Genomic DNA, 17255 nt, shown 5'->3' with positions numbered 1-17255 from the left:
GCGTTGAGACTAGTTTCAACGTAGCGTGAAACTATGACCGAGTCGCTCAACGGCCCGCAGACCACCGGCCGGCAGTACCGCAACCTCAGTGAGCCCCGATACGCCCAACGCAGCGATATCAACATCGCCGTCGCGATGCGGGACGGCACCAGGCTTTTGGCCGACATCCATCGGCCCGACACCGACGGCCGCTTCCCGGCTCTGCTGGCCGCCTCCCCCTACCCGCGGCAGATGCAGGACTTGGGCGCCCCCGCCGGATTCGTCGAGGCGGGCGTCACCGACTTCTGGGTGCCGCGAGGCTACGCGCACGTCATCGCCAACCTGCGCGGCACCTGCGGCTCGGACGGGACCTTCACCTTCTTCGACGCTCAGGAACGCCGTGACGTGTACGACCTCGTCGAATGGGTTGCCGCCCAACCCTGGTGCGACGGCAACGTCGGCATGATCGGCATCAGCTACTTCGCGATGACCCAGCTCGAGGCGGCCGTCGAACGCCCGCCGCACCTCAAGGCGATCTTCCCGCTGGCCGTGACCGCGGATCTGTACGACGGCGCGAACCACCACGGCCTGCTGAGTTCGTCCTTTGTTACGCCGTTCCTGGCCATGATGGGGCTGACCTCCGAGCGCAGCGACCGGCTCTGGCGTAGTAAGCCGGTCGCACTGGCCCGGCGGGTGCTGAAAAGCCCACGCGTGCATAAGAAATTCGAGACCGCCAACGGCGAGGCGGCGGTGACCATGCTGCGCCAAGTGCTCAGGCTGCCCCACAACCCGCACCCGTGGGACGAACTCTGGCAGGAGGCCGTCGTCAAGCATCCGACCCGCGACGCATGGTGGGAGGAGCGAAACCTGTTGCCGCTGCTCAAGGAAATCGACATTCCCGTATACCTCGGCTGCGACTGGGAGAACGTGCCGCTGCACCTGCCCTCCACGTTCGCCACCTGGAAAGGCTTGTCCGACAACGCCTGCGTGCGGATGGGCATGCTGGGCAAGTTCGGGCTGACCTGGCCCTGGGAAAGCATGCACACCGAGGCGCTGGCCTGGTACGACCATTGGCTCAAGGGTCGCGACACCGGCATCACCGACGGGCCACCGATCCGGTACTTCCTGCCCGGCGCCGACGAGTGGCGCACCGCCGACTCGTGGCCGCCGTCGCACGCCCCGCATCGCGAACTCGCCCTGCGCGCCGACGGCACCTTGAGCGAGGACGAGGGCGAGCCGGGCGGTCGCGAATTCATGGTCCTGGGCTCGGGCCTGGGTCGGGTCAAGCCCAGCAAGATCGACCCGCCGTCGGCGCTGATCTGGACCGGCGCAGCGCTGTCCGAGGACCTCGACGTCGTCGGCGACATCGAACTGCGGCTGGTCGCTTCGGCCACCGCGATCGACACCGGATGGATGGCGACGCTGCAGGACGTGGCCCCCGACGGCACGACCACCGATGTGACCGCGGGCTGGTTGCGTGCCAGCCTGCGCGAGGTCGACGAGGCGGCCAGCCGACCCGGTGCGCCGGTGTTGCCGTGCCGCAACGCGCGGGGCGTGCCGCTGGGCGAGGACGTCGTGTATCGAATCCCCCTGGTCCCCAACGCTCGACGGTTCGGCGCCGGCCACCGCATTCGCCTGATACTCACCAGCGACGACCAGGACCCGTCGGCGCCGGCGATCATGAACTTCCGGCACGCCGGCGTCGGGACCACCAGCCTGAACACGGTTCGCTCGTCGTCGCGGCTGCTGCTCCCCGTGCTGACGTAGCCGTCGAGGTGTGGCCTGGCGGTGCGCGAAGCGGGATGATCGTGCGATGCCGATGATCGATCTGACGTTCGTGCGCGGCTCGCTGGACGACGAGGCGTTGAGCCGGCTGGCCGACGAGTTGGTGGCCGCGCTCCTGCGGGCCGAACGCGCCCCGGACACACCGTTTCTGCGCGAGAGCACCTGGGTGTACCTGCATCCGATGGACGTGGGCCAGCTCTTGGTGGGGGGTCGCGGTTCGGGCGCGCCGCGGTTCAGGGTCGAGCTGACGGTCTTCCGCGGAGCGCTGGACCAGCGCCGCAAGGAACAGCTCGCCGCCGGCGTGCACGACGCGGTGTGCACCGCGGCGGGGATCGAGCCGCAGGGTCCCCGCGCGTTTCATGTGTGGACGCTGATCCATGAGATTCCCGAGGGCAACTGGGCCGGCGGCGGACGGGTCATCTATTACCAGCAAGTGAAAGGCCTTGTGGCCGAGGACATGCCCGACGAACGCTTCGCCTGAAAGGCGTGAATGCCCGCCCTGCCCCCACGAACCGTTTTATGCTGGCGTGGGAGGGAAGGACCGATGGCGTACGTGCTCGCGCAGCCGCAGCTAATGGCGACTGCGGCCGCGGATGTGGCGGCGATCGGTTCGACGCTCGATGAGGCCACCGCGGCCGCGGCGGGCAGGACAACCGCCGTGGCGGCGGCCGCCGCCGACGAGGTTTCCGCCGAGGTGGCGAAGCTGTTCAGCGCATACGGCCACCAGTGGCGGGCGTTGATCGGGCGGGTGGCGGCCCTGCACGGTGAGTTCGCCCAAGCGCTGGCGGCGGCCGGCAACGCCTACGCCACCACCGAGGCCGCCGGCCGGGCCGCGCTCGCCGCGACCGGCAGCCTCACGACCGGCGCGGCGGACCCGCCCGTCACCTTCGTCCTGGGCGGCAGCGGAATGCCGTTCCCTCCGCCTGATTTCGTGGCCAATGTCGTCAGCAAGTACGTCGCGCCCAATTTCCCCGTTGGTCTCGTCCAAGCCCTGTTCATGCCGGCGGGGGAATATCCCGACAGCGGCATCAAAGACTTGATGCAGAACATTTCGATATCGAGGGGCGTCGTAGCCCTGAACAACGCGGTACAACAGCAACTCGCCGCCGGAAACACCGTCAATATTCTTGGCTACTCGCAGGGCGCCAACATCGCCGCGCTGGAAATGAAGTTGTTGGACCCGAGCGGCACGCCCAGCAATTTGCCGATAAACTTTGTACTGCTTGGCAATTCGATGAATCCCAACGGCGGCTGGGACGCGCGCTTCCCGGGTCTGAACCTGCCGACGCTGGGCTTTTCGACCCTTGGCCCGATGCCGACCAATGACTTCGTGACGAAGGTTTACACCCTGGAATACGACGGCTGGGCCGACTTTCCGCAATACCCGATCGATATCTTCTCCGACCTGAACGCCCTGGCGGGCATGGTCACCGTGCACACGGGCTACGACACCCTGACGCCCACGCAGATCAATTCGGCGACTGTGTTGCCGACACAGGGCCCCACCCAGACCACCTTCTACATGATTGCCAACCCGAACCTGCCGTTGTTGGATCCGGTGCGGCTCATCCCCTACGTCGGCAACCCGATCGCGGATTTGGTGCAACCGGTTTTGACGCCTCTCGTCAATTGGGGCTACGGCGATCCGAATTTCGGCTGGTCCACCGGACCGGCCAACGTGACGACCCCGTTCGGGTTCTTGCCGCCGCTGAGCGACACCACCGCCCTGGGGCCCGCCCTCGTCAGCGGGATCCATCAGGGAATCGGCGCCGCGATCGGCGACTTTTCCGCCGAGGGGCCTCCGCAGCTGCCGTCGCTGCAGGGCATCCCGCAGGCGCTTGCGTCACTGTCGTCGGGCCCCGGCACGCCGGCGCTGCCGGCGGGACCGCCCACCATAACCGACCTGATTTCGGGCCTGGAGGCGGCGAACACCGGGATCGTCGGCGGCGCGACGACGGCGTTCTCGACGGCCTATTCCACGCTGCTTCCGACGGCAGACATCACGACGGCCGTCCTCGTCTCGTTGCCGTCGTATGACGCCAACCTGTTCTTGAACGGAGTGACCCAAATGGTCAACGGCCAGCCTCTGGCCGGGCTCGTCAACGCGTTCGGGTACCCGGTCGCCGCCGACGTCGGATTGCTCCCGATGCTGGGCGGTTTGGAAGTCGCGGTCCTCGGGGAGGCGGGTTATTCGATCCTGACCGGCACGCCGTACGGCAGTTTCTGATCGTTCTTCTCGCAGTGGCCAGGGGCGGGATCGAACCGCCGACCTTCCGCTTTTCAGGCGGACGCTCGTACCGACTGAGCTACCTGGCCGGAAGGCATGGGCTGCCTCGCCGTGCTGGCGACCCTGACGGGACTCGAACCCGCGACCTCCGCCGTGACAGGGCGGCGCGCTAACCAACTGCGCCACAGGGCCTCGCTATCGCTCCGCGTCATTGCGTCGCGCGTACCCCCAACGGGATTCGAACCCGTGCTACCGCCGTGAAAGGGCGGCGTCCTAGGCCACTAGACGATGGGGGCCAGAACCGAATCACTCCGGGGGCACTCGCAACGCAGTAACCGTTGGGAGCCACGTCAGCTTAGGTCACCGCAGGCCCAATCCTCAAACGAGCGCCGTTCGGCCGGTGATCCGAACCCAGTATTCTGAACCTTCGCGCCCCTATAGCTCAGTTGGTAGAGCTACGGACTTTTAATCCGCAGGTCCTAGGTTCGAGTCCTAGTGGGGGCACCAAAGAGCACCGAAAACGGTTATTACCTCGGCCGATGCCGCCGGTTGGCCCCGGCCGCCTCTGACACCGCTGACCCTGCTGTGGCCGTCGAACGACTTGGCATATGCTTCGAATCGTGAGTGTCGACGCGGCCTACCCCAACGCACCAGTAGCCCTCGTAACCATGGAAATCCGTCATCCAGCAACGGATTCCCTTACCGAATCCTCGAGCGGCGAGCTTAGACGCCTGCTTGCCGATCTGCTGCCCATCGAACGCCAGGCGCAGGACGTGGCCTGGGCGATGGGAGCCGGCGGGCAACCGCAGCCGGCCGCCGAGCGTTTCGTCCGTTACGTCAACCGCGATAACACTCTCGCCGCCTCGATGAAGACCCAGGCGGTCGTCATCGAGACCACCGCGTACACCAACTTCGAGGAGCTGGTCGACCTGGTGATGCGGGTCATCGACGCCCGCTCACAGTTCTCGCCGATCGTCGGGGTGGAACGCCTCGGACTGCGCTACGTCCTGGAGATCCGCGTGCCTCAGGGCGTCGATGGCCGCATCGAGTGGGCCAACTGGATCGCCGAGCCGCTGCTCGGACCGCAGCGCATCGCCCCCGCCGGGCTGACCCTGACCGAATGGCAGGGCGCCGCGGTCTACCGCGAGGCGAACCCCGGCAAGTCGATGATCGTGCGCTACGGGCCGGGCGTGGGCCAGGCGCTGGACGCCAGCTACCACCTGCGCCGCACGATGCAGGCTGCACAGGGGCCGTTCTTCCTACTGGACATCGACAGCTTCTGGACTCCACTCGGGTCGATCCCCGAATACGACCGGAGCACGGTGCTGACGACCTTCCAGGACCTGTACGACCCGGCCCGCACCGTGTTTCAGGAGATGCTCACCAACCGCCTGAAGGACGACCTGCTCAGCCGCTGAGCCCGGTAAACACAGCGCTGCTGTAGGTCACGTCGGCGAAGGCTTGGGCGGCGTCGTCGTCGGGATAGACGAAGCCGTTGGCCGCGTGCAACTCCTTGACGCTTTGCGATGACGTCCGCCATCCGCGCTGGCTCAGATGGTCGAGGATGTGGCTGCGCTGACCGTGGTACACGAGGTCGTTGAAGTCGAGCTCGAATCCGAGTTCGCTCATCCGGTCATGGTGCGCACGCCAGCGCTGGTCGGCGAAAACGGCGGTGTCGGGCACGAATTCGAAGGCGAGGCGGCTGCCCGGCGCGCTCAGCGCGGCGATGTTGTCGAACAGCGCGTCCTGGGCTTCGTCGGGCAGGTAGACCAAGAGGCCCTCGGCGCTCCACGCCGCGGGCGCCTGCGGGTCGAAGCCCGCGGCCCGCAGCGCCGCGGCCCAGTCGTCGCGCAGATCGACGGCGACGGTGCGCCGCTCGGCCGTCGGCTCGGCGCCGAGATCGCGCAGCGTCCGCGTCTTGAACTCGATCACTTCCGGCATGTCGATCTCATAGACGACGGTGCCCACCGGCCACGGCAGGCGGTACGCGCGCGCGTCCAGGCCTGAGGCGAGGATGACCACCTGGCCAATGCCGCCGCGCGCCGCGTCGAGGAAGAATTGATCGTAAAACCTGGTGCGGCAGGCCATCCCGCGCGCCATCCGCTGCGGATCGAACTCGGATTCGTCGTCGACCGGGATCTGGCCGTCGACCAGCCGGACGTAGACGTCGATGCCGACCGCGCGCACCAACGGCGCCGCGTAAGGGTCTTCGATCAACTTCTCGTCGCTGGACAGCGCGCGCTGCGCGGCGACCATCGTCGCCGTCGCTCCGACGCTCGTCGCCAAATCCCAGCGATCACGGTCGGTGCGCGCCATGGTGTATCCCTCATCTTCAGCCGAAACATATAGCTTGTCTAGTTAATACCACAGCGCCGGTGCTCACCCCGCGGGACTACCCTTCGACCTGTGACGGACTTCGCCCAGCGCACCATCGAGTTGGCCCGCCAAAACGTCGCGGAAGGCGGGCGTCCCTTCGCGACGGTGATCGTGAAGGACGGCGAAATCCTCGCCGAGAGCGCCAACAAAGTGGCCCAGACGAACGATCCGACCGCACACGCGGAAATACTGGCCGTCCGGGAGGCGTGCAGGAAGCTCGGCACCGAGCACCTGGTCGACAGCACCATCTATGTGCTGGCCCACCCATGCCCGATGTGTCTGGGCTCGCTGTACTACTGCTCGCCCGCAGAAGTCGTCTTCCTGATCACCCGCGAGTCCTACGAGCAGTACTACCTCGATGACCGCAAATACTTCGAGGTTTCCACGTTCTACGACGAATTCGCGAAGACCTGGGACCAGCGTCGCCTCCCGATGCGCTACCAGCCCCATGCCGCCGCCGTGGAGGTGTACCGGTTGTGGAACGAACGCAATGGCGGCCGGCGCAGGTCGACGGTCGTCCCGGCGGGCTGACCGGCGGCATGCCACCGCAGGGCTACTATTTGCGTATGCATGCAGGTAATAGCGAAGACCGCTTGCCCGACGACCAGGCCGGCCTCGTCGTCGAGGTTTTCCGGATGCTCGCCGACGCCACGCGTGTGCAAGTGCTCTGGTCGTTGACGCATCGCGAGATGTCGGTCAACGAACTCGCCGAACACGTGGGAAAGCCCGCGCCGTCGGTCTCCCAGCACTTGGCGAAGCTTCGCATGGCGCGCCTGGTGCGCACACGCCGGGACGGGACCAGCATCTTCTACAGCCTGGAGAACGATCACGTCCGCCAGCTCGTCATCGATGCGGTCTGCAACGCCGAGCACGCCGGACCCGGGGTTCCCCGTCATCACCGGGGCGAGGGCGACCTGAAGGCCGTCGCCGGATCGTCACCGAATCCGGCTAAAGCACAACGCATTTCACACCGGAAGGTGACACGATGACCGAGCAGCACACCCATGGCGCGCCGCACGCGCACGAACACCGCCACGGGGACGTGGCGCACTCACACGCACACACCGCGCACGAACACGACCATGTCAGCCACGAGCATCCCCACGCCCACGACGACGGAACCGAGCACACCCACCCGCACGTGCACCAGTCGGACCTCGAAGGCGCGCATCACCACGCCCACGGGTAGAGATACCTGCTAGGAGACCCGCGGGCAATAGTGCTTCGGGTTGTCCCGCTCGTCCAGCGGCGGCAGGTTGCGCGCCGGCGTCTGCACCAGCGGTGTGTCCGCCGGGATTCGGCCGGTGACGCGGTCCCAGCCGGCCCGGGCTCGGGGGTGTTTACGGTATCGCCTTGGCACGCAGGCGAAAACGACGCGGACGAGGTCGCCGAAACGCCGGTGCAGCCATTCGTCGCGGCGCGACCACCGGTAACCCATCAGCTCGCGCACCGGCGGATCGTAGAGACCGACGGTGAGCCACACGAAGAACGGGGCCAGCAGTTTGCGCTGCGCCGCCCACACCGGGTCCGGAAGCCATTGGGCGAACGGGGGTTTGGGCAGTACGGTCAGGTCGAGGACCGCACGGGCGGCCCAATTGTTTTCTAAAACGTTGCGGCACATGTGGTCCCAGTAGAGCTTGAAGTCCTCCCAGGACGCCGGCACCGGGCGCATGCTCATGCCGTACATGCGATACCACTCGACGTGCTCGTCGAAGAGCTGGCGCCGCTGCGCCTCGGTCAGTCCGCCGCAAAACCGCTCGGCCACATGGATCGTGCCGACAAAGAACGTGGCATGGGCCCAGTAGAAGACGTCGGGATTCAGCGCGTGGTAGCGCCGGCCCTGCTCGTCGACGCCCTTGATGTCGGTGTGGTAATCGCGCACCTCGGCGCCGGTGACCGGGGCGCGGTCGCCGTCGAAGACGACGCCACCGATCGGGTACAGCGAGCGCAGCAGGCGCGGCCAGCGCTCCCGGAAGAACGTCGAGTGGTCGATGACGGCCGCGCCCAGCTGCGGGTGCATGTTTTGCATGGAGCCCGCCCACGGACCCTGCAACATGCCGCGCCAGTCACCGAAGTACCGCCACGTCAGGGAACCCGGGCCGAGCGGCAGCGGCGGCGCCTCATAGCCCAGCGGCGACACCGGGCAGCCGCCGGCCACGCCGTCGGAGCCGCTGGTCAGCGAGCGGGGTGCGGAAGTATGTTGGGTCACTATTGGATTCCTGTAAGTATTGGCAACTGACTACATGCGTTGTCACTTTAGAGCTTAGGAGCGATGTGCCGACCGGTCAACGACGGGGCCGCTGGACCGGCGTCCCCCTAGAGAGCCGGCTCGCCCTCCGTCGCGACAATCTCATCACCGCCGGCGTGCAGTTACTCGGCAGCGACCGCGGCCCCGCGCTGACCGTGCGCGCGGTGTGCCGCAAGGCCGCGCTCACGGAGCGCTACTTCTACGAAAGCTTTTCCGACCGTGATGAATTCGTGCGCGCCGTCTATGACGATGTCTGCACGCGGGCGATGAACACCCTCACCTCGGCGAAGACCCCGCGCGAGGCCGTCGAACAATTCGTCGAACTGATGGTCGACGATCCCGTGCGCGGGCGGGTGCTGCTTCTGGCGCCCACAGTGGAGCCGATATTGACCCAGTCGGGCGCGGAGTGGATGCCCAACTTCATCGACCTGCTGCAGCGCAAGCTGTCCCGGATCGGTGACTCGGTGCTGCAGAAAATGATCGCCACGAGCCTGGTCGGCGGGCTGACGAGCCTGTTCACCGCCTATCTGAACGGCCAGCTCGGCGCCAGCCGCAAGCAGTTCATCGACTACTGCGTCAACATGCTGTTCACCGCGGCAGCCCCGTACGTCTCCGCGGCCGAGCAGGCCAAATCCGAGTAGTGGTTTCCGCGCGCGCCGCGCTGGCTAGCCATAGAAAGTCGCGATTTCGCATCGGGGTTTCGGCATTTTGGAATTGCGGCGGCGCGCGGGCAGGAGAAACTTGATGCTACCGGCGGGCACAGATATATTGACTGCTACCCGTAGACACAGATAACTGGAGGGACTATGTCAGCCCAGCTGACCGACCTACAGCTGCTGCATGAGCTGGAGCCGGTGGTCGAGAAGTACCTCAACCGGCACGAGAGCGTGCACAAGGACTGGAACCCGCACGACTACATCCCGTGGTCGGACGGCAAGAACTTCTACGCGCTCGGCGGCCAGGACTGGGACCCCGAGCAGAGCAAGCTCTCCGACCTCGCCCAGGTGGCGATGGTGCAGAACCTGATGACGGAAGACAATCTGCCCTCCTATCACCGCGAGATCGCGATGAACTTCGGCATGGACGGCGCCTGGGGGCAGTGGGTCAACCGTTGGACCGCCGAGGAGAACCGGCACGGGATCGCGCTGCGCGACTACCTGGTGGTGACCCGCGCCGTCGACCCGGTCGAGTTGGAGAAGCTGCGCATCGAGGTGGTGAACCGCGGCTTCAGCCCGGGCCAGAATCACCAGGTTCGAGAAGACCTGTTCGCCGAGAGCCTGTTCGATTCGGTCATCTATGTCACGTTCCAGGAGCTGGCGACCCGGATTTCGCACCGCAACACCGGTAGGGCCTGCAACGAGCCGATCGCCGACCAGATGCTCGCCAAGATCTCGGCCGACGAGAACCTGCACATGATCTTCTACCGCGACGTCAGCGAGGCCGGGTTCGAGATCGATCCCAACCAGGCGACGAGGTCGCTGCACAAGATCCTGCGCAACTTCCAGATGCCCGGCTTCCAGGTACCCGAATTCCGGCGCAAAGCCGTCTTGATCGCCGTCGGGGGCGTGTACGACCCCCGCATCCACCTCGACGACGTCGTCATGCCTGTGCTGAAAAAGTGGCGCTTCTTCGAGCGTGAGGACATCACCGGTGAGGCGGCCGAGTTGCGCGACGACCTTGCACTGCTGATCAAGGAGCTCGAGGCGGCCTGCGACAAGTTCGAGGTCTCCAAGCAGCGCCAACTCGATCGGGAGGCCCGCACGGGCAAGAGGACCACGGCATTCGAGCTGCATCAGACCGCTGGCAAGCTGGCGATGAGCCGCCGGTAGTCCGTGCGCATCGGTCCGATCACGCTGGCCAGCCCGGTGGTGCTGGCCCCGATGGCGGGCGTAACCAACGTCGCTTTCCGAACGCTGTGTCGTGAGCTGGAACAGTCGAAGGCCGGAACCGTCAGCGGGCTCTACGTCTGCGAGATGGTGACCGCCCGCGCGCTCGTCGAGCGGCATCCGGTCACCATGCACATGACGGCGTTCGCGCCGGACGAGTCGCCCCGCTCGCTGCAGCTCTACACCGTCGACCCGGCGACCACCTACGCGGCCGCCAGGATGATCGCGGACGAGAACCTGGCCGACCACATCGACATGAATTTCGGCTGCCCGGTGCCCAAGGTCACCAAGCGCGGCGGCGGGGCGGCGCTGCCGTTCAAGCGGCGGCTGTTCGGCCAGATCGTCGCCGCCGCCGTGCGGGCCACCGAGGGCACCCAGATACCGGTGACGGTCAAGTTCCGCATCGGCATCGACGACGAGCACCATACGCACCTGGACGCCGGTCGCATCGCGGAAGCCGAGGGGGCCGCGGCGGTCGCCCTGCACGCCCGCACGGCGGCGCAGCGTTACTCCGGCACCGCCGACTGGGAACAGATCGCGCAGCTCAAGCAACAGGTGCGGACCATCCCGGTGCTGGGTAACGGCGACATCTATGACGCCAGCGACGCGCTGGCGATGATGGCCACCACCGGATGCGACGGCGTGGTCATCGGCCGTGGCTGCCTGGGCCGGCCGTGGCTGTTCGCCGAGCTGTCGGCCGCGTTCACCGGCAGGCCGGCCCCGACCCCGCCCACGCTGGGCGAGGTCGCCGACATCGTGCGCCGCCATGGCCGGCTGCTGGCGGCGCATTTCGGCGAGGACAAGGGCATGCGCGACATCCGCAAGCACATCGCCTGGTACCTGCACGGCTTCCCCGCCGGATCGGAATTGCGCCGAGCGCTGGCGATGGTCACGACGCTGGACGAACTCGACACGCTGCTCGGCCGGTTGGACGGCGCGGTGCCCTTCCCGGACGCCGCGACCGGCCCTCGCGGCCGACAGGGTTCGCCGGCCCGCGTGGCCCTGCCCGAGGGCTGGCTGACCGACCCCGACGACTGCACGGTGCCGGCCGGGGCGGACGTGATGCACTCGGGTGGCTGAGCGTTAACACGCTCGAAATCGCATCGCGACCGATAACTCAGTACGATGTGGACCTTGCCGCATTGCGCTTCCGTGGGGGTCGGTTTCGTGCCGCTGCAGGAGCGCGCTGGGATTTGCGCACGGGCTCCCCTACCGGCGCATGAGAGCTTCGGAGGCCGATAGGACATGAGTGATGGCGGCACTGACGCCACTCCTGACCATCGGCGCACCCCGCAACCAAGGCTGGGCTCCGCCCCGTGGGAACGGTTCGGGGAACCGCCCACCGATGACGGCGTGCACCGCTGGCAGGCCGAGCCGGCTTTGATCGAGCCCGCAGCCGGCGAACCCGAAAAAGCCGGTTGCCACGCCGACGGCGGGCTCACGGTCGCCGATTTGATCGCCAAGGTCGGGGCCCCCAGCGCCACCCGGCCCAGCCACCGTCGCGCCGCCCCCGACCCCGAAGCTGCCGGGGCCGCGCCGGACCTGCCCGTCGAGCTGCAGGACACGCAGGTGATCGAGACCCCGGCGTATTCGCTCGGCTCGGAGCTGCCGGACCTCGAGCCCGCCAATTACCCGAACGACGACGAGTTCGACACGTCGGCGCCCGCCTCGGAGCGCGCGCCCAAGAGCCGCGAGTCGAAGCCGAAGTCCCGCCGGCGGGCGATCCTGGTTGCCGCGCGCTCGGCGGCGGCCCTCTCCGCCGTGCTGGCGCTGGCCCTGACCGGTGGCGCGTGGCAATGGAGCGCGTCGAAGAACAACCGCCTCAACATGATCAGCGCGCTCGACCAGAACTCAAGCGACATCCGGGACCCCGGTGGGCAGTATGGCGACGAGGACTTCTTGATCGTCGGTGTCGACTCGCGGGCCGGGGAAAACGCCGACATGGGTGCCGGTAGCACCGATGACGCCGATGGCGCGCGGTCCGACACCGTCATGCTGGTCAACATCCCCGCGAACCGGAAACGGGTGGTCGCGGTGTCGTTCCCCCGCGACCTGGCGATCACCCCGATCCAATGCGAGGCCTACAACCCCAACACCGGCAAGTACGGACCCGTCTACGACGAGAAGAAGGGGACCTGGGGCCCCAAGATGGTCTACACCGAGACCAAGCTGAACTCCGCTTACGCGTTCGGCGGCCCCAAATGTCTGGTCAAGGAGATCCAGAAGCTGTCCGGCCTGAATATCAACCGGTTCATCGCCGTCGACTTCGCCGGGTTCGCCAAAATGGTCGACGCGCTCGGCGGCGTCGAAGTCTGCAGCCGCACTCCGCTGCACGACTACGAACTGGGCACGGTCCTGGACCACGCCGGCCGCCAAGTCCTCGACGGCGCAACCGCGTTGAACTATGTGCGGGCCCGCCAGGTGACGACCGAGACCAACGGTGACTACGGCCGCATCAAACGCCAGCAGTTGTTCTTGTCGTCGCTGTTGCGATCGCTGATCTCCGAGGACACACTGCTCGACCTCAACAAGCTCAACAACGTCGTCAACATGTTCATCAGCCTCACCTCCGTCGACAACGTCAAGACCAAAGACCTGGTGCAGCTGGGTCAGTCGTTGCAGGGCATGGCGGCCGGGCACATGACCTTCGTCACCGTGCCGACCGGTATCACAGACCAGAACGGCGATGAGCCGCCGCGGATGGCCGACATGCGGGCGCTCTTCGATGCCATCATCAACGACGATCCCCTGCCCGAGGAAAACGACCAGAACGCCAAGCCTTTGGGCGGTGGTTCCCCGACGTCGGGAGCGACGAAGGCGCCCACCACCAAGAAGACGCCGACCCCCACCGCGACACCCGAGGCTCAGCAAAAACAGGTGACGACCGCGTCGCCGCAAGACGTCACGGTGCGGGTTTCCAACGCGACCACGCAGAGCGGGCTGGCCACCACCGCGACCAAACAGCTCAAGAACAACGGCTTCAACGTGATGACGCCCGACGACTACCCGAGTTCGGTGAACGCGACGACGGTGTTGTTCTCGCCCGGCAACGAGCAGGCCGCCGCCACGGTGGCATCATCGTTCGCCAACGCGAAGGTCCAGCGGGTCTCGGGCTACGGACAGGTGATTCAGGTGGTGCTGGGCCCGGACTTCAACAGGGTTGCCACGCCCGCGCCCACCGGCTCGTCGGTCAGCATGCAGATAGAACGCGGGTCGGGCAACGCACCGACCCAGCTGCCCGACGATCTGACGGTGACCAACGCGGCCGACACCACCTGCGAGTAAAGAATTTTGGCGGTAAGGCGCCGCCCATTTCCTGCGCCGAGAACGTAGGCTTGGCGGCATGCGGACCGCCTACCACGAGCAGCTTTCGGAGTTATCCGGGCGCCTCGGCGACATGTGCGGACTGGCGGGGATCGCCATGGAGCGGGCAACCCAAGCCCTGCTGCAGGCCGATCTGGTGCTGGCCGAACAAGTGATTTCCGACCACGAAAAGATCGCGGCGCTGAGCGCGCAAGCCGAGGAAAGCGCCTTCGTATTGCTGGCTCTTCAGGCGCCGGTCGCCGGTGACCTCAGGTCCATCGTCAGCGCCATCCAGATGGTGGCGGACATCGACCGCATGGGTGCGCTGGCCCTGCACGTCGCCAAGATCGCCCGCCGACGGCATCCACAGCATGCGCTGCCCGAGGAAGTCAACGGATATTTTGCCGAAATGGGCAGAGTCGCAGTGGAATTGGGCAACAGCGCGCAAGAGGTGGTGTTGTCCCGCGACCCGGAGAAGGCCGCGCGGATCCGCGAAGAAGACGATGCCATGGACGACCTGCACCGGCACTTGTTCTCGGTGCTGATGGACCGGGAATGGAAGCACGGCGTCGCGGCGGCCGTCGACGTGACGCTGCTGGGCCGCTTCTACGAGCGCTTCGCCGACCACGCGGTGGAAGTGGCGCGCCGCGTCATCTTCCAGGCGACGGGCAGGCTGCCCGAGGACGACACGAAACCCCTGACCAGCTAGCCGAAGCGGCCGGAGATGTAGTCCTCGGTCGCCTTCTGGGTCGGGTTGGAAAAGATCTTTTCGGTGTCATCGATTTCGACCAGCCGGCCGGGCTTTCCGACGGCCTCCAGGTTGAAAAACGCCGTCAGGTCGCTGACGCGGGCCGCCTGCTGCATGTTGTGGGTGACGATGACGATCGTGTAGTCCTGCTTCAGCTCGCTGATCAGTTCCTCGATGGCCATCGTCGAGATCGGGTCCAGCGCGGAGCAGGGCTCGTCCATCAGCAACACATCCGGTTGCACGGCGATGGCGCGCGCGATGCACAGGCGCTGCTGCTGACCGCCGGACAGCCCGCCGCCCGGCTTGTCCAGCCGATCCTTGACCTCGTCCCACAGGTTGGCGCCGCGCAGCGAGTATTCGGCCGTCTCGTCGAGCAGCTTGCGGTTGCGCACTCCTTGCAGCTTCAAGCCGGCGACGACGTTGTCACGAATTGACATGGCGGGGAACGGATTCGGCCGCTGGAAGACCATCCCGATCGCGCGCCGCACCCCGACCGGGTCGATGCCGGGGCCGTAGATGTCCTGGTCGTCGAGCAGCACGCTGCCCTCCACCCGGGCGCCCGGAATCACCTCGTGCATCCGGTTCAGCGTGCGCAGCACGGTGGTCTTGCCGCAGCCCGACGGACCGATGAACGCGGTCACGCTGCGGGGCAGAACCGACAGCGTCACATCCGCGACCGCCTTGAACGACCCGTAATAGATGTTGACGGCTTTGAGGTCCAACCGCTTGGCCACTACTGCTCCTGCCTATGCCTTCTTGGGGGCATACCTTCTCGCGATCACCCTGGCCCCGACATTGATGATCGCGATCACCAGGATGAGGGTTAACGCCGCACCCCACAACCGATCCGTGGGCGCCGGGTTGATGCCTGCGCCCGCCGATGTCTGGTTATACATCATGCCGGGCAGCGACCCCATGAACCCGTGGAAAACGTTGAAGTTCATTGATTGTGAATAACCGATCAGAATCAGCAGCGGCGCCGTCTCACCCATCACTCTAGCCACCGCCAGCAGGATCCCGGTCATGATGCCGGACAGCCCCGTGGGAAGGACGACCCTGGCGATGGTCTTCCACTTCGGGATCCCCAGCGCGTAGCTGGCCTCACGGAGGTCAATCGGAACGATCCGCAGCATCTCTTCGGTGGCCCGCACGATCACGGGGATCATCAGCAAGACAAGGGCCAGGGAGACCGCGAACGCGGAACGCGGCAGCCCCAGCGTCGCCACCCACAGCGCGTAGACGAACAACGCCGCCACGATCGAGGGCACGCCGGAGAGGATGTCCACCATGAACGTGGCCAGCCTGCCCAGGGCGGTGCCGCCACCGTACTCAACCAGGTAGATCGCGACCAGGATGCCGATCGGGACGGAGATGACCGCGCACACCAGTCCTTGCAACAGCGTGCCGAGCATCGCGTGGTAGGCGCCGCCGCCCGCCACGAACGCCGTCATGCCCGCCTGCGAATGCGTCCACCACGCGGTGGAGGCAATCACCTTGAACCCCTTGGCAATCACCGCGCAGAGCACCAACAACAACGGTGTCACGGCGATTGCCGTCGACAGCGTCATCAGCACGGTCGCCAGAGTGTTGGCCACCCGGCGACGGCGGCCGACCGCCGGGAAGGCCCGCGGCTTGAGGGGGCGGTCCAGCATCGAGGTCATCGGCCGGCCCGCCTGTTGCGGGCGCCGGAGACGGCGCTGCGCGCCAGGGCGTCGACGAGGAAGGTGAGCACGAACAGCACCAGTCCCGCGGCGATATAGGCACCGGCCTTGTATCGGTCGTTGAATTCCGAGGCGGTGGCGGCGATCTTGGTGGCGAAGGTCGAGCCGCCGTCGAACAGCGACCAGCCGAATGCGGCCTGGGTGCCCCGCAGGATGATCAGCAGCGCGACCGTCTCACCCAGGGCACGGCCCAGGCCGAGCATCGCGCCGCTGACGTAGCCGGACAGCCCGAACGGCAGCACGGTCGTCTTGATCACTTCCCAGCGTGTGGCGCCGAGCGCGAGCGCCGCTTCGATCTCGTCGTTCGGGGTCTGCATGAAGACCTCGCGGGTGACTGCGGTGATGATCGGCAGGATCATCACCGCCAACACGATCCCGCCGGTGAAGACGGTGCCGCCGCCCGCGACCGACGCGTTGCCGGTGGCGAACAGGAACCACCAGCCGAGGGTGTGATTCAGCCAGGTGGCGACGGGGCGCAGCTGCGGGGCCAGCACGTAAAGGCCCCACACGCCGTACACGATCGAGGGGACCGCGGCCAGCAGATCGACCGCATAGGCCAGGGGCGCGGCGGCCCGGCGTGGCGCGTAGTGCGTGAGGTAGAGCGCAACGCCCAAGGCGATCGGCATAGCAAGAATCAAGGCGAACACCGACACGAACACGGTCACCTGGAGCAGCTCGAAGATCCCGAAATGCATGGCCGAGGTGTCGGTGGTCACCCAGTTGCCGTCGTAGCTGAAAAAGTTCTCCCTGTTGCGCTGCAAGGCCGGGATCGCGCGCAGCAACAGGAAGCCGCCGATCGCGGCGATAAGGACCACGATCAGGACCCCGGAACCTTGCGCCAGCCAACGAAAAACCCTGTCCCCCAGGCGTGGCTGGGCACGCCCCCACGGGCTGATCGGCACTACCGGCGACTCGGGGAGGGCCGCAGCGACGACCGCACCCGAACCCGCAGCGGATGGGTCTGGCGTTATCACTGTGATCC

Annotated in this window: 17 protein-coding genes and 4 tRNA genes; 13 read left to right on the top strand and 8 right to left on the bottom strand. The window is 66.6% G+C overall.

What is annotated here, in order from left to right; genetic code table 11:
- Positions 1-33: 33 nt before the first annotated feature.
- From A5787_RS12730 to A5787_RS12720, 3 genes are all read left to right on the top strand, one after another.
- Positions 34-1746: a CocE/NonD family hydrolase gene (locus A5787_RS12730; RefSeq protein ID WP_066966914.1), complete on the top strand. Its 1713-nt coding sequence runs from the start codon at positions 34-36 to the stop codon at positions 1744-1746.
- A 46-nt stretch (positions 1747-1792) separates the two neighbouring features.
- Entirely contained in the window at positions 1793-2245 is a 453-nt protein-coding gene (locus tag A5787_RS12725; protein ID WP_066966912.1) for a tautomerase family protein, read from the top strand.
- A 63-nt stretch (positions 2246-2308) separates the two neighbouring features.
- Positions 2309-3991: a PE-PPE domain-containing protein gene (locus tag A5787_RS12720; RefSeq protein ID WP_066966909.1), complete on the top strand. Its 1683-nt coding sequence runs from the start codon at positions 2309-2311 to the stop codon at positions 3989-3991.
- Positions 3992-4006: 15 nt separating this feature from the next.
- Here A5787_RS12720 and A5787_RS12715 read toward each other — a convergent pair.
- The 3 genes from A5787_RS12715 to A5787_RS12705 form a co-directional block, all read right to left on the bottom strand.
- A tRNA-Phe gene (locus A5787_RS12715) sits at positions 4007-4080 on the bottom strand.
- 26 nt (positions 4081-4106) lie between these two features.
- Positions 4107-4183 (bottom strand) — tRNA-Asp (locus A5787_RS12710).
- A 31-nt stretch (positions 4184-4214) separates the two neighbouring features.
- A tRNA-Glu gene (locus A5787_RS12705) sits at positions 4215-4287 on the bottom strand.
- Positions 4288-4422: 135 nt separating this feature from the next.
- Here A5787_RS12705 and A5787_RS12700 point away from each other — a divergent pair.
- Positions 4423-4498: transfer RNA gene (locus tag A5787_RS12700), tRNA-Lys, on the top strand.
- 101 nt (positions 4499-4599) lie between these two features.
- Positions 4600-5409, top strand: coding sequence for a TIGR04255 family protein (locus A5787_RS12695; RefSeq protein ID WP_066966906.1), 810 nt, complete (start codon positions 4600-4602; stop codon positions 5407-5409).
- Here A5787_RS12695 and A5787_RS12690 read toward each other — a convergent pair.
- Entirely contained in the window at positions 5399-6307 is a 909-nt protein-coding gene (locus A5787_RS12690) for a class I SAM-dependent methyltransferase (RefSeq protein ID WP_066966903.1), read from the bottom strand. The genes A5787_RS12695 and A5787_RS12690 overlap by 11 nt on opposite strands.
- Positions 6308-6397: 90 nt before the next feature.
- Between A5787_RS12690 and A5787_RS12685 the strand changes: the two genes are divergently transcribed.
- The 3 genes from A5787_RS12685 to A5787_RS26655 are packed head-to-tail and all read left to right on the top strand — an operon-like array spanning position 6398 to position 7556.
- Entirely contained in the window at positions 6398-6898 is a 501-nt protein-coding gene (locus tag A5787_RS12685; RefSeq protein WP_066966900.1) for a nucleoside deaminase, read from the top strand.
- 35 nt (positions 6899-6933) lie between these two features.
- Complete coding sequence (locus A5787_RS12680; RefSeq protein ID WP_066966983.1) at positions 6934-7356, top strand: metalloregulator ArsR/SmtB family transcription factor; 423 nt, start codon at positions 6934-6936, stop codon at positions 7354-7356.
- Complete coding sequence (locus A5787_RS26655; protein WP_082977191.1) at positions 7353-7556, top strand: zinc transporter Slc39a7; 204 nt, start codon at positions 7353-7355, stop codon at positions 7554-7556. Before A5787_RS12680 ends, A5787_RS26655 begins: the two co-directional genes overlap by 4 nt.
- A 9-nt stretch (positions 7557-7565) precedes the next feature.
- Here the strand turns inward: A5787_RS26655 and A5787_RS12675 are convergent, their stop codons facing one another.
- Positions 7566-8576, bottom strand: coding sequence for an oxygenase MpaB family protein (locus tag A5787_RS12675; RefSeq protein WP_066966897.1), 1011 nt, complete (start codon positions 8574-8576; stop codon positions 7566-7568).
- Between the two features lie 65 nt (positions 8577-8641).
- On the opposite strand from A5787_RS12675, the gene A5787_RS12670 reads away from it, so the two are divergent.
- From A5787_RS12670 to phoU, 5 genes are all read left to right on the top strand, one after another.
- Complete coding sequence (locus A5787_RS12670) at positions 8642-9256, top strand: TetR/AcrR family transcriptional regulator (protein ID WP_066966894.1); 615 nt, start codon at positions 8642-8644, stop codon at positions 9254-9256.
- A gap of 165 nt (positions 9257-9421) precedes the next feature.
- Positions 9422-10444 carry an acyl-ACP desaturase gene (locus A5787_RS12665; RefSeq protein ID WP_066966891.1) on the top strand — a complete coding sequence of 341 codons (1023 nt, stop codon included), beginning with the start codon at positions 9422-9424 and terminating at the stop codon, positions 10442-10444.
- A 3-nt stretch (positions 10445-10447) separates the two neighbouring features.
- The gene (gene dusB, locus A5787_RS12660; protein WP_066966888.1) at positions 10448-11581 is read left to right on the top strand and encodes a tRNA dihydrouridine synthase DusB; all 1134 of its coding nucleotides are present in this window, start codon (positions 10448-10450) and stop codon (positions 11579-11581) included.
- 165 nt (positions 11582-11746) lie between these two features.
- A complete protein-coding gene (locus A5787_RS12655; protein ID WP_066966885.1) occupies positions 11747-13786 on the top strand; it encodes an LCP family protein in 2040 nt (679 codons plus the stop codon).
- A 58-nt stretch (positions 13787-13844) separates the two neighbouring features.
- On the top strand, positions 13845-14513 hold the full coding sequence (gene phoU, locus A5787_RS12650; RefSeq protein ID WP_066915931.1) for a phosphate signaling complex protein PhoU: 669 nt from the start codon (positions 13845-13847) through the stop codon (positions 14511-14513).
- Here phoU and pstB read toward each other — a convergent pair.
- From pstB to pstC, 3 genes are read right to left on the bottom strand one after another with little or no spacing between them, the layout of a single operon-like run.
- Positions 14510-15286, bottom strand: coding sequence for a phosphate ABC transporter ATP-binding protein PstB (pstB, locus tag A5787_RS12645; protein WP_066966881.1), 777 nt, complete (start codon positions 15284-15286; stop codon positions 14510-14512). The genes phoU and pstB overlap by 4 nt on opposite strands.
- Before the next feature lie 12 nt (positions 15287-15298).
- The gene (gene pstA / locus A5787_RS12640) at positions 15299-16213 is read right to left on the bottom strand and encodes a phosphate ABC transporter permease PstA (RefSeq protein ID WP_066966878.1); all 915 of its coding nucleotides are present in this window, start codon (positions 16211-16213) and stop codon (positions 15299-15301) included.
- Entirely contained in the window at positions 16210-17253 is a 1044-nt protein-coding gene (gene pstC / locus A5787_RS12635) for a phosphate ABC transporter permease subunit PstC (RefSeq protein WP_066966980.1), read from the bottom strand. Before pstC ends, pstA begins: the two co-directional genes overlap by 4 nt.
- Between the last annotated feature and the right edge of the window lie 2 nt (positions 17254-17255).

It is taken from the genome of Mycobacterium sp. 852002-50816_SCH5313054-b (assembly GCF_001667185.1).
Taxonomy (GTDB): Bacteria; Actinomycetota; Actinomycetes; order Mycobacteriales; family Mycobacteriaceae; genus Mycobacterium.
This window is presented reverse-complemented; position numbering and strand designations above follow the sequence as displayed.